This window comes from Priestia sp. 53B2, assembly GCF_056099005.1.
Genome location: NZ_JBLZXA010000027.1, coordinates 532988 through 545306 on the forward strand (window position 1 = coordinate 532988; position 12319 = coordinate 545306).

11 protein-coding genes are annotated in these 12319 nt (G+C 41.5%); all 11 read left to right on the forward strand.

Annotated features, from left to right (window positions below; translation table 11 throughout):
* Position 1 precedes the first annotated feature (1 nt).
* The 11 genes from ACN6NE_RS23235 to ACN6NE_RS23285 all read left to right on the forward strand — a co-directional run bounded on the left by ACN6NE_RS23235 (position 2) and on the right by ACN6NE_RS23285 (position 12312).
* Entirely contained in the window at positions 2–664 is a 663-nt protein-coding gene (locus ACN6NE_RS23235) for a 3-oxoacid CoA-transferase subunit B (protein ID WP_474327480.1), read from the forward strand.
* Positions 664–1854: a thiolase family protein gene (locus tag ACN6NE_RS23240; RefSeq protein WP_474327482.1), complete on the forward strand. Its 1191-nt coding sequence runs from the start codon at positions 664–666 to the stop codon at positions 1852–1854. The genes ACN6NE_RS23235 and ACN6NE_RS23240 overlap by 1 nt, the downstream gene beginning before the upstream one ends.
* Positions 1842–3227 carry an aminotransferase family protein gene (locus ACN6NE_RS23245; protein WP_129709258.1) on the forward strand — a complete coding sequence of 462 codons (1386 nt, stop codon included), beginning with the start codon at positions 1842–1844 and terminating at the stop codon, positions 3225–3227. Before ACN6NE_RS23240 ends, ACN6NE_RS23245 begins: the two co-directional genes overlap by 13 nt.
* Positions 3211–4506 (forward strand): aminotransferase class III-fold pyridoxal phosphate-dependent enzyme, encoded by a 1296-nt coding sequence (locus ACN6NE_RS23250; protein WP_129709261.1) that lies wholly within the window; start codon positions 3211–3213, stop codon positions 4504–4506. Before ACN6NE_RS23245 ends, ACN6NE_RS23250 begins: the two co-directional genes overlap by 17 nt.
* 28 nt (positions 4507–4534) lie before the next feature.
* Positions 4535–5992, forward strand: coding sequence for an aldehyde dehydrogenase family protein (locus ACN6NE_RS23255; RefSeq protein WP_474327485.1), 1458 nt, complete (start codon positions 4535–4537; stop codon positions 5990–5992).
* 29 nt (positions 5993–6021) lie between these two features.
* Complete coding sequence (locus tag ACN6NE_RS23260; RefSeq protein WP_474327487.1) at positions 6022–7542, forward strand: M81 family metallopeptidase; 1521 nt, start codon at positions 6022–6024, stop codon at positions 7540–7542.
* Complete coding sequence (locus tag ACN6NE_RS23265; RefSeq protein ID WP_129709270.1) at positions 7530–8009, forward strand: GNAT family N-acetyltransferase; 480 nt, start codon at positions 7530–7532, stop codon at positions 8007–8009. Before ACN6NE_RS23260 ends, ACN6NE_RS23265 begins: the two co-directional genes overlap by 13 nt.
* Positions 8010–8051: 42 nt before the next feature.
* Positions 8052–9461: a lysine 2,3-aminomutase gene (gene kamA, locus ACN6NE_RS23270; protein WP_029714300.1), complete on the forward strand. Its 1410-nt coding sequence runs from the start codon at positions 8052–8054 to the stop codon at positions 9459–9461.
* Positions 9462–9463: 2 nt separating this feature from the next.
* Complete coding sequence (locus ACN6NE_RS23275) at positions 9464–9742, forward strand: YokU family protein (protein ID WP_129709272.1); 279 nt, start codon at positions 9464–9466, stop codon at positions 9740–9742.
* 101 nt (positions 9743–9843) lie between these two features.
* On the forward strand, positions 9844–11325 hold the full coding sequence (locus ACN6NE_RS23280; RefSeq protein WP_474327490.1) for an amino acid permease: 1482 nt from the start codon (positions 9844–9846) through the stop codon (positions 11323–11325).
* A gap of 240 nt (positions 11326–11565) precedes the next feature.
* Positions 11566–12312, forward strand: a complete 747-nt coding sequence (locus ACN6NE_RS23285; protein WP_474327492.1) for an MBL fold metallo-hydrolase — start codon at positions 11566–11568, stop codon at positions 12310–12312.
* The last annotated feature ends 7 nt before the right edge of the window (positions 12313–12319 follow it).

A 12319-nucleotide genomic window follows, 5' to 3' on the forward strand; every position in this document is an offset into this window, starting at 1 on the left:
GATGAACGTCAAACAATATATTGCTGCGCGTGCTGCAAAAGAGCTTTGTCACGGAGATATAGTGAACCTAGGAATAGGCATTCCTACTCTGGTTGCTAATTATATTTCACCCGATGTTCACGTGTTTTTACATTCAGAAAACGGGATTCTCGGCGTTGGGCCTACTCCTGAAGAAGCCTACGTAGATCCAGAACTTGTGAATGCTGGGAAGCTGCCCGTCACGGTTTTGGAAGGTTCCTCATTTTTTAACAGTGCCGATTCCTTTGCCATGATACGCGGAGGCCATGTGAATGTATCTATTCTTGGAGTGCTTCAAGTAGATGAAGCAGGCCGAATTGCGAACTGGGCTGTTCCTGGGAAAAGCGTTCTTGGCGTAGGAGGAGCAATGGATTTATTAGAAGGCTCAAAAAAAGTGATTGTGACGACTCTTCACACAAATAATCAAGGAGAGTCAAAGCTAGTTGGGAAGTTGACCTATCCTCTCACTTCAGAGCGACGAGTCGATATGATTATTACGGAATTAGCTGTCTTTTCCGTAACGGACCTTGGTCTTGAACTTCTTGAAACAGCTCCGGGTGTTTCGTTAGAGGAAGTAAAACAAAAAACACAGGCTTCTTTTCACGTTTCTAAATTGTTTAGTAAAGACAATGAGGTGACAGCATAATGGCAGTGATTGTAAATGCATTTCGAACTCCTATTGGAAAGTTTGGCGGTTCGCTTACAGATACGCTTCCGGAAGAACTAGTCTCTCTCGTGATGAAAAACAATTTGTCTTCAGCCGGATACACGTCAGAGATTGTCGATGAAATTATCGTCGGACAAACGAAACAAAGCGCTCATGCTCCTAATATAGCAAGAGTAGCTGGACTGAAAGCTCAATTCTCTGAACGTATTCCAGCTTATACCGTGCACCGCCAGTGCGGCTCAGGTATGCAAGCTGTGATGAATGGAGCTATGTCCATTTTATCGGGTCAAGCCGAAGTGGTATTAGCCGGAGGAGTGGAAAGCATGTCTCAAGCACCGCACTATACGGTAGGCACTCGTTTCGGTTTTCACGTTGGTGATTTAACACTCTATGACTCTAATACAGAAAGTCAGCCAAAATCACAGCCTGAAACTTTATACGGAACGTTTACAATGGGACAGACGGCTGAGTGGCTCGCTGAAAAGTATAATATTAGCCGCGCGGAACAAGATGAGTTTGCTCTTTATAGTCAGGAAAAAGCTAGGAGGGCTATAGAACTTGATTTGTTTGAAGAAGAAATTATCCCGGTACCTGTAAAAGAAGGGGAAAAAGGAATGGGGCATTTTGCAACAGATGAATTTCCTCGTCTTACTAGCAAAGAAAAGCTTGGTGCGCTTAAACCTGTTTTTCAAAGGAATGGAACGGTGACAGCCGGCAACTCATCCGGCAGAAACGATGGCGCTTCGATGCTGCTGCTGATGTCGGAAGAAAAAGCTGAGCACCTCGGATTAACACCTACGGCAAAAATTGTGTCATTTGCCGCGGCCGGTGTCTCTCCAAAGGAGATGGGAATTGGCCCTGTTTCTGCTTCACAAATTGCTTTAAATAAAGTCGGTTTACGCTTAGGTGATATGGACTTGATTGAATTAAACGAAGCATTTGCCGCCCAAAGTATTGCTTGCTTAAGAGAATGGAATATCACATCAGAAAAAGTGAATGTAAACGGAGGAGCAATTGCGCTTGGCCATCCTTTAGGCTGCTCCGGGGCAAGAATCATAACAACTCTGTGTCATGAACTCCAAAAGCAAAAAAGACGATACGGTCTCGCAACTATTTGCGTTGCAGGAGGATTAGGAATGGCGATGGTGGTGGAAAGATGGACGAAATAAAAAGAGACTATGTGTTTCATAGAGATTTAACAAAAAAGTATCCAATGATTACGCACGGTGAAGGGAGCTACTTAATAGATGAACAAGGAAAAAAATATTTAGACGGATGCTCCGGGGCCGTGGCGGCAAATTTAGGGCACGGCATTGTAAAAATAGCCGAGGCGATGGCAGAGCAGGCAAAAAAAGCGGCGTTTGTTCATACATTACGTTTTGAAACGAATGTTTTGCATAAACTTGCAGAAAAGATTGGTAAAATGGCGCCGCTTCATTTAAACAAAGTCTATTTTACATCAGGAGGATCAGAAGCAAATGAAAGTGCATTAAAATTAGCAAGGCAATATCACAGAGATGCCGGAAAGATGCAAAAACACATCGTAATCGGAAGATGGCAGTCTTACCACGGAAATACGATAGGGGCACTATCAGCTGGAGGAGATGTAAAAAGACGATATCCTTACACACCCAACCTTTTACATTTTGCGCACGTCTATTCGCCGTATTGTCATCGCTGTCCGTATAATCGCAATCAAGAAGACTGCGTGGCAAATCAAAACTGGAGCTGTATCACCGATATTGAACGCACCATTTTAGAGCTTGGTCCAGAAAATATTTCAGCTTTTATCGCAGAGCCCATCGTAGGAAGTCAGCAAGGAGCTGTTGTACCTCCGCTTGACTATTTCAAAAAAGTACGTGAGCTTTGCAGCCGCTATGACATTCTTTTGATTGTGGATGAAGTTATGACAGGCTTCGGGAGAACGGGAACTGATTTTGCAGTGGAACAATTCGGAATCGAACCAGATATCCTAACGTTTGGTAAAGGAGTTTCAGCTGGGTACGCTCCTTTAGGAGGAATGATTGTCCATGACCGTCTGATTCAAGGTCTGTTAGAAAATAGCAGCGGGAAATTTCTTCATGGCTATACGTACAGTGGACATCCTGTTTCAATAGCGGCAGGTCTTGCTGCTTTGGATATGTATGAAGAAATGAATATCCTTCAAAACGTTGAAACGCAAGGCGCATATTTAATGGAATGTTTAGTAGCGCTGCAGCACAAGCAGCCTTATATTTCAGATATTCGAGGCCGCGGACTTTTAATTGGATTAGAACTAATGAAAGACGCCAATCAACAGATATTTTTCGAGCCAAGTGAAGCAGCCAGCGAAAAGCTCAATGAAATTTGTATGGAGCTTGGAGGCGTGTTTTATCCAGGATCCGGATCTGTAGATGGACATAAAGGAGAACATATCATTATCAGTCCACCTTTAAATATAACGAAATCAGAAGTTGATGAAATAGTGAGAGTGCTAGATCATGCGTTTTCTATTTTTCACCAGCACATAAGAAAGGATGAGTCATATGAAAGTGCAAAATAAAACAGAAGAGCTTCAAATCAAAGGAAAAAAACATTTATCACCCGTGATGACAAGAGTAACAGAGCTTGTTATTGAAAAAGCGCACGGTGCGAAATTTTGGACAGCTGATGGCACGGAATACATTGATTTTGTATCAGGAGTAGCTGTCAATGCAGTGGGACATACGCATGAAAAGATGGTAGAAGCGATAAAAAAACAAGCAGATCACCTGCTTCACCTAGGCTTAAACTACGGCTATTACGAAACAGCAGTTAATTTGGCAGAAAAACTTGCGCAAATTACGCCTGGAAACTTAGACACGGTGTTTTTTTCAAACTCAGGCGCAGAAGCCATTGATGGTGCGCTCAAATTAGCAAAAGCGGCCACTGGCAGACCAGCGATCATTGCTTTTGAAGGTTCTTTTCACGGCCGTACACTAGGAGCTACAGCTATTACGGCTTCAAGCTCAAAATACCGAAGCTACTACGAGCCGATTTTAGGAGAAGTGTATCATGCTCCTTATCCGTATCCAAGTCAGCTTCCTAATATTGATGAGGAAGATGCGGAAGCATATTGCTTAAATCAACTGCAAAAGCTGTTTGAACTGCGAGTGGATCCTTCCCGCGTAGCAGCGATTGTAATTGAGCCAGTCATGGGGGAAGGAGGCTATTACCCTGCTCCTTCTAGCTTTTTACGCGCACTGAGAGACATAGCCAATGATTATGGCATTCTGCTTGTTTTTGATGAAGTGCAAACGGGATTTGGGCGTACTGGAAAAATGTTTGCCGCAGAACATGCTGGAGTCACACCAGATATTTTAGTTTTAGCAAAAGCTCTTTCCGGTGGCATGCCATTAGGAGCCATTGTAGCAAGCCGAGAACTGCATGAGAAATGGCCAACAGCTGGACATGGTTCTACTTTTGGAGGAAATCCAGTATCGTGCGCAGCTGCTTTAGCCAATATTTCAATCATTGAAGAAGAAAAGCTTGTAGAGCGCAGTGAAAAAATAGGCGCTGATATTGTTAAACGCCTTCAGCATTCTATCGGACATTTAGCGGCTGTTAAAGAGGTTAGAGGAATTGGTATGATGATTGGTATTGAATTTCATGTTGAAACAGCAGCTGCTTATGTCCCTGTTATTAAATCAAAAGCGCTGGAAAAAAGACTGCTTATTATGAACTGTGGAGTCAAAGGGCAAACTATTCGTTTAATGCTGCCGCTAAATATTGATAAAGACGTGCTGGATCAAGGGCTGTCTTTACTAGAAGAAGTCATCACAGAAGCAGTTTCAATTAACTAGCTTTTAAAATGAAAAGGAGGGTAACAATATGAGGCAGACTAAAACCGAACTGTTACAAGGAAATTTATATATTAACGGCGAGTGGGTAAGTGAAGAGGAGCAAACCTATTTTGAAAGTATAAACCCTGCAACAAAAGAGCTCGTCGGAACGTGCGCAGCCGCTACGGCTAGTCAAGTCGATGATGCAGTAAAAGCGGCTAGTACAGCCTACAGCCACTGGAAAAATACATCTATTCCTGAACGTGCAGCATTTTTAACAAAAGCAGCTGAGCTTTTTGAAGACAGAAAAGAAGAGCTAGCTCAAGTGATGACAAAAGAGATGGGAAAACCGCTGACAGAATCCATAGGGGAAGTTGGTGTCGTCATTGCAACAGCTCAGTATATGGCGGGAGAAGGAAGACGTTTGTTTGGCGAAATAGTGCCCGCTGGCTTTCCTGACCGAGATATAAAAATGGTTCGCGAACCGCTTGGAGTTGTGGCATGTATTACACCTTGGAACTTTCCTGTTTCTCTCGCTTCTTATAAAATGTTTGCCGCTTTAATCGCTGGCAATACCGTTGTTTGGAAGCCGGCTTCAGAAGTGGCGCTCTCAGCGAAGATTTTTATGGAAGTATTGCACGCTGCGGGGCTTCCAAAAGGAACAATTAACTTGCTTACAGGATCGGGCAGAATCGTTGGACAAAAGCTTGCTACGCACTCTGAAGTGAAAATCATCTCATTTACAGGTTCTACGGAAGTTGGTCAGCAATTAGCAGAAATGAGCAGCAAAACCTTAAAGCGTATTTCTTTAGAGCTAGGAGGAAAAAACGCGGTTATCGTATTAAAAGATGCCGATCTGGATAAAGCAGCAGAAGGAATTGTTAAATCAGCATTTACGACAACGGGGCAGCGCTGTACCGCAGCTAGCAGAGTCATCGTGGAGCGTTCAGTAAAAGAAGAGCTTTTGAAAAAAGTAATAGCTCTTACAGAGGAAATGAAGATTGGAAATGGTCTTGAACAAGGAGTTGTAATAGGACCGCTTGTTAATGAACAGCAGTGTCGTTTAGTAGAAAATTACGTACAAAAAGCGGTAGAAGAAGGCGGGAATATTGCGCTTGGAGGTCATGCTTTATCAGAGTTAGGGGCTTGTTATTACATGCCTACCATTATTGATAACGTCCGTTCGAACCACACGATTGCTCAAGAAGAAATTTTTGGTCCCGTGCTTGCTTTTATTGAAGTAAATGGCTATGAAGAAGCAATGAGCGTCAATAATGGAACGATGTACGGACTTTCCACTTCTATTTATACAAGCAGCTTACATTATGCCAGCCGAGCGGCGAAAGACGCTGTTAGCGGATTAGTCTATATCAATAATGGAACATCTAATGCTGAAATGGGAGTAGCATTCGGAGGAATGAAAATGTCTGGAAACGGCCACAGGGAAGTTTCTCATCATGCATTTGATGTGATGACAGAATGGAAGTCTGTCTACACCAACTATTAATCTCGCACCTTAGCGAAAAGGAGGAGCACATGTCTTCATATCGCATTGGCATTGCCTTTTTTTATCATGAATCTCACAGCTTTAGTCCATTAAAAACAGAAATAGAACAGTTTGTACAAGAAGGATATTTTGTTGGAACGGAAATATATAAAGCATACTCAGGAACCAAAACAGAAGTAGGGGGATTTTTGGATGTATTAAAGCAAGAGAAGCAGGTAGAAATCGTTCCCCTTGTTTGTGCAGCTGCGGTTCCGTCTGGGGTTGTATCTTCGGCGGCTTATTACACAATTGAAAAGCAAATGCTGCATGCGCTTACTCACGCCGGCCCCCTAGATGGCTTGTTAATCGCTTTGCACGGCGCAATGGTAGTAGAGCATCTTTTCGATCCTGAAGCTCATTTGTTAGGTCAAATAAGAAGCTGTATAGGAAATAACGTTCCTATTGCTACTACGCTCGATATGCATGCAAATGTCAGTGAAGATATGCTTACGTACACGCCGCTTCACTTTGGTTTTAAAACATATCCCCATGTTGATATGTACGAACAAGGAGTGAACGCTGCGCGAGCGCTTTTAACACAAGTAAAAGAAAGCGCTGTCTATTATGCATCTTTAAAGAAATTGCCTATGCTTTTGCCGTCGATTAATATGCGAACAGCAGAAGGACCGATGAAAAAAATGATTGATCTTGCCAAGCAAGCCGAGCAAGAAAAAGACGTATACAATGTTTCCATTTTTGGAGGCTTTCCGTATTCTGATATTCCAATTGCCGGAGCAAGCGTGCTCGTAACAGCTTTGAATTCTGAAACAGCAGAAAAAACAGCAAAGAAACTAGCTTCTCAGTTTTGGAGTATAAAAGAAGAGTTTATCATGGATTTGCCTACCGTTGAAGAAGGTCTGCAAACAGCGTCAAAACTATCAAACGAAAAGCCCATTGTGCTCGCTGATATAGCGGACAATCCTTTAAGCTGCGGAAGCGGCGATACAACAGAGCTTTTGGAATACATGCTGAAGCTAAATATGCCGGGAACACTGTTTGGATGTCTTTATGATCCTGACTCTATCAAACACTGCGTGCAGGCGGGAGTAGGAAATTTCGTCTCTCTTTCCTTAGGAGGAAAAGTTTCTCCTGAGTTCGGAAAGCCCGTTGAAGTTGAGGCCAAGGTCGTTGCTTTGTCGGAAGGTGAGTTTTATAATTCAGGACCGTTTAATCAACATTTAAAAGTAAATGTAAAAGGTGCAGCTCACATTCAAGTAGGAGAATTGGACATTTTGCTGATTGGAAGGCCTGTATCAGCCAATGATCCTGAACTTTTTCGCCATATTGGCATTGAGCCAGCGACGAAAAAAATCATTGGTTTAAAAGCTAAAAATCATTTCAGAGCCGCTTTTGAACCGCTTATAGGATCTATCATCTATGTGGATGCTCCAGGCGTAGCGTCAAATCGCTTAACGACCTTTAAGTATCAGCACATTCCAAATCCAATATGGCCGCTGCAAGATGTCAAATATGAAAGTGAAAAAAGGAGGAAAGAGAAATGGATGCACTAAAAGAGCAGTATTATATCGAAGTCCCAGATTCGTTAAGTCCCGCACAGCAAAAAATGATGATTGAACTTGAAAAAGACGCGTTTCCGGGCATGGGAGCCGTGGATGAACAGACGCTTGTACCTTTAGCCCGCTACGGAAAGCTCATTCAATATTTCCAGGAAAATGACGCAAGGCCAATTGCAATTTGCGAGCTGCTTCGAGATTACAAAGATGTCACAAAAGCTTATATCTTTGGGTTCTACGTCCGCTCTGACAAACAAGGAAGCGGAATTGGAAAGCTGTTTTTAGAAGAAATATTTTCGATTCTACAAAAAGATAGTTTTGAAAGCGTTTGTTTGACGGTGAATGTAAAAAACGAAGGCGCTGTTAAGCTGTATAAAAAAATGGGCTTTACGATTAAAGAAACGCGAGCAGGAGAGTTTGGCGAAGGAGAAGATCGCTATTATATGGTACGGTCAATTTCTTAGTAGAACATCTATTCAAAAAATAAACTTTGGAGGGAATATAAAATGAAAAATACATTATATAAAGCAAGCAGACACTGGAAAGAAATTGAGCTTTGGAAAGATGTAACGGACGAGCAGTGGAACGACTGGGTATGGCAGCTGACAAACACGATTAAAACATTGGAAGATTTAAAGAAAGTGATCAATTTAACACCTCAAGAAGAAGAAGGCGTTAAAATTGCAACCAAAACGATTCCGTTAAATATCACTCCTTATTACGCATGGTTAATGGATGAGAACGATCCGAAATGTCCAATCAGAATGCAGTCCGTTCCTATTTCAGAAGAACTGCATAAAACAAGGTATGATTTAGAAGACCCGCTTCATGAAGATGAAGATTCACCGGTTCCTGGCTTAACGCACCGTTATCCCGACCGCGTGCTGTTTTTAGTTACAAATCAATGCTCTATGTACTGCCGCTACTGTACAAGAAGACGTTTTTCAGGACAAATTGGCATGGGCGTTCCAAAAAAACAGCTGGATACAGCTATTAATTACATTGCAGCCAATCCTCAAATCCGTGATGTATTAATTTCAGGAGGAGACGGCCTATTAATCAATGACAATATTTTAGAATATATTTTGAAAAATTTGCGCGATATTCCGCACGTAGAAATTATTCGTATCGGTACAAGAGCACCCGTGGTGTTCCCTCAGCGCATTACAGAAAACCTGTGCAATATCTTAAAGAAATATCATCCGGTTTGGCTAAATACGCACTTTAACACATCAATCGAAATTACAGAAGAATCAAAGCGTGCATGTGAAATGCTTGCGAACGCAGGAGTTCCAGTTGGAAACCAAGCGGTTATTTTAGCCGGAATTAACGACAGCGTGCCAATCATGAAGCAGCTTATGCATGATTTAGTAAAAATCCGCGTTCGTCCTTATTATATTTATCAATGTGATTTATCAGAAGGAATCGGCCATTTCCGTGCGCCGATCAGTAAAGGACTAGAAATTATGGAAGGACTTCGCGGCCATACGTCCGGCTATGCAGTTCCTACGTTTATCGTGGATGCTCCTGGAGGAGGCGGTAAAATTCCGCTGCAGCCAAACTATATTATTTCTCAAAGCTCCAATAAAGTAGTGCTTCGAAACTTTGAAGGTGTTATTACATCTTATCCAGAGCCGCAAAATTACCAAAGTGGAAGCGCAGAAGAATTTTATAAGAAAGTATATCCTGAAGTGTTTGAAAAATTTGAAAGCAACGGTGTTCTTTCAATTATTGATGATACAAAATTCAACTTAACACCGGAAGGTCTAAACCGTCTTGACCGCCGGAAAACGTACGACCAAAATCCAGAGCATAGCTCTTTAAAAGACAAGCGTGAAAAGCGCGATCAATTAAAAGAGAAAAAATTTGAAACGCAAATGAAAAAATACGAAACGGCGGGAGCGAAGGAGGAATAATATTGAAATGTCAATGGTGCGAATCCTATGAAGCGAAAGAGACGGCTGCAACGGTTTATTGGGAGCTTCCTGACGGCACAAAAGCTATAGAAATTAAAGAGACGCCTTCCATTACATGTTCAGAATGCGGAATTACTTATCAAACAGATGAAACGGTTGAACACATTGAAGATCAACTGTTTTTAATCAGCACCTCTGCCTTAGAAAAAAGTGTAACGTACGACCAGCTTATGAATCTGCCTCGTTTATTAAAACGAAACTACTTTGATTTTTCAAAGTAAGCAATGAATGGTCCATCTCCTGCTTTTTGTGGGAGATGGATATTCTTATACGCTTTACGTTAAACATGTTCGCATAGTTCATTTATAAAGGTGGGATAAGTATGGAAGCGGTCGATATAAATCGTAATGAAGAAGAAAAGAAGCAGGACCATAAGCATGTAAAACGCCACTTAAAAGCGCGTCATATGACCATGATTGCCATTGGAGGGTCAATAGGAACTGGCTTATTTCTAGCCACGGGATCATCCATCCAAACTGCTGGACCTGGAGGAGCGCTGATTGCTTACGGGGCCATTGGAATTATGGTTTACTTTCTCATGACTAGTCTTGGAGAAATGGCCACGTTTATGCCGGTATCAGGTTCTTTTTCAACGTATGCCAGTCATTATGTAGACCCAGCTCTCGGCTTTGCGCTCGGCTGGAACTACTGGTTTAACTGGGCTGTTACGCTCGCTGTAGAAATAGCTGCTTCTGCTATTATCATGAAGTTTTGGTTCCCTGATGTGCCAAGTATTATCTGGAGCGCTTTGTTTTTAGGCTTAATTTTTTTACTTAATTTCCTATCTGTAAAAAGCTATGGAGAATCTGAATATTGGTTTGCTCTCGTAAAAGTAGTAACCATCATTGTGTTTATCGGAGTGGGCCTTCTGACGATCTTTGGTATTTTCGGCGGTGAATATATCGGCTTTAAAAACTTTACATTAGAAGAAGCGCCGGTCAACGGCGGATTTCTGTCCGTACTAAGCATTTTCTTTATCGCGGGATTTTCTTTTCAAGGTACAGAGCTAGTCGGCATTGCGGCGGGGGAAAGTGAAAACCCTCAAAAAAATATACCTAAAGCCATTCGCCAAGTCTTTTGGCGCATTCTTCTATTTTATATTGCAGCCATTGCCGTGATCGGACTTATCATTCCTTACACAAGTCCATCTCTTCTAGGAGGAGATGTGGATAATATTGCTGTTAGTCCATTTACGCTTGTTTTTGAAAAAGCAGGAATTGCTGCAGCTGCTTCGGTGATGAATGCTGTTATTCTTACCTCGGTTTTATCAGCCGGAACTTCTGGCTTATATGCTTCTACGCGAATGTTGTGGTCAATGGCAAATGAAGGGCAAGCGCCTAAAGCGCTTCGAAAAATTAATCGTCGAGGAATTCCAGTAAACGCGCTTGTTTTAACCACTATCATTGGCGGTCTTGCCTTTTTAACATCAATTTTTGGCGATCAAATGTATATGTGGCTTTTAAACGCTTCAGGCATGAGCGGATTTATTGCGTGGATTGGTATTGCCATCAGCCACTATCGTTTCCGAAAAGCATATGTTGCTTCAGGACAGGATATAAATGAACTGGCGTATAAAGCAAAATGGTTTCCTCTAGGTCCTGTTCTTGCATTTGGAATGTGTCTCATCGTTATTCTAGGACAGAACTATCAAGCGGTACTTTCTGACAAAATTGATTGGTACGGCTTGACGGTCTCATACATCGGTCTGCCTCTCTTTTTAGCGACGTGGTGGGGGTATAAAATAGCAAAGAAAACCAAGGTTGTATCTTTGCATGAGTGTATCCAAAGAGAAGATAAGAAATAAAAAAGCTATAGCGGCTAACGATAAGTAAAAAAGGTGAACCTTGTTGTCCAGGGTTCACCTTTTCATTTATAGAAATCTATCATAGTAAGCTTTATTTTATAGATATCATAGCATAAAAAGTGATTTTTTTCCAGCCTGGTTTTTATTTTGTTTATTGATAAAATTCAAGAATAGCACTGTAAGCTACGCAATTATAGAAGGTTAAAGTTTTTGTAATTTTAATAAGAAAAGGGGTTTGTGATGAGAATTTCAGAAGGTGTTGAAATGCTACAGTTGACTGCCAGAGCTTTTGACCAAGATATAATATTAAATCCTACGTTAGTTTGGAATAACGATGAAGCTATTCTAATTGATACAGGAATGCCTGGGCAAACCGATCAACTGAAAGAGGCCTTGGGTGAATTGAATATATCTATTGAACAGCTAAAAGTAATTCTTTTAACACATCAAGATCTAGATCATATAGGATGTGCGACTGATATACGAAAAAAATCAAATGAAAATATCATCGTATATGCTCATGAATTTGATAAGCCGTATATTGAAGGGAAACTTCCGCTTATTAAAACGAATGCGAGTCGAATGAGTAACGAAGAACTAGCAGCTATACCTGATGAAATAAAATATTTGTATACAAACCCTCCAAAAGTTGACGTAGATATAGTATTAAAAGGGAGTCGAATGCTCCCATACTGTGAAGGCATTGAACCGATTTTTACCCCTGGACACACACCTGGGCATGTAAGTTTTTATTTAAGAAAATCAAAAACACTGGTTGCTGGAGATGCTTTAGTATTTGCAAATGGACAACTAATGGGACCTGTTAAACAAACGACCTTAAATATGGACCAAGCAGTTCACTCACTGGAAAAATTCTTACACTACGACATTGAGCATGTTATTTGTTACCATGGAGGGTATTTTCAAGGCTGTCCGAAAGAAGCAATTTTAAGGATAAAAGAACACATTGCACAGGGAGAAAGTTAAGGGGAGG

Excerpts from the sequence above, each read along its gene's own strand:
- ACN6NE_RS23235 (WP_474327480.1), top strand. The coding sequence starts at position 2 with ATGAACGTCAAACAATATATTGCTGCGCGTGCTGCAAAAGAGCTTTGT.
- ACN6NE_RS23240 (WP_474327482.1), top strand. The coding sequence starts at position 664 with ATGGCAGTGATTGTAAATGCATTTCGAACTCCTATTGGAAAGTTTGGC.
- ACN6NE_RS23245 (WP_129709258.1), top strand. The coding sequence starts at position 1,842 with ATGGACGAAATAAAAAGAGACTATGTGTTTCATAGAGATTTAACAAAA.
- ACN6NE_RS23250 (WP_129709261.1), top strand. The coding sequence starts at position 3,211 with ATGAAAGTGCAAAATAAAACAGAAGAGCTTCAAATCAAAGGAAAAAAA.
- ACN6NE_RS23255 (WP_474327485.1), top strand. The coding sequence starts at position 4,535 with ATGAGGCAGACTAAAACCGAACTGTTACAAGGAAATTTATATATTAAC.
- ACN6NE_RS23260 (WP_474327487.1), top strand. The coding sequence starts at position 6,022 with ATGTCTTCATATCGCATTGGCATTGCCTTTTTTTATCATGAATCTCAC.
- ACN6NE_RS23265 (WP_129709270.1), top strand. The coding sequence starts at position 7,530 with ATGGATGCACTAAAAGAGCAGTATTATATCGAAGTCCCAGATTCGTTA.
- kamA (WP_029714300.1), top strand. The coding sequence starts at position 8,052 with ATGAAAAATACATTATATAAAGCAAGCAGACACTGGAAAGAAATTGAG.
- ACN6NE_RS23280 (WP_474327490.1), top strand. The coding sequence starts at position 9,844 with ATGGAAGCGGTCGATATAAATCGTAATGAAGAAGAAAAGAAGCAGGAC.
- ACN6NE_RS23285 (WP_474327492.1), top strand. The coding sequence starts at position 11,566 with ATGAGAATTTCAGAAGGTGTTGAAATGCTACAGTTGACTGCCAGAGCT.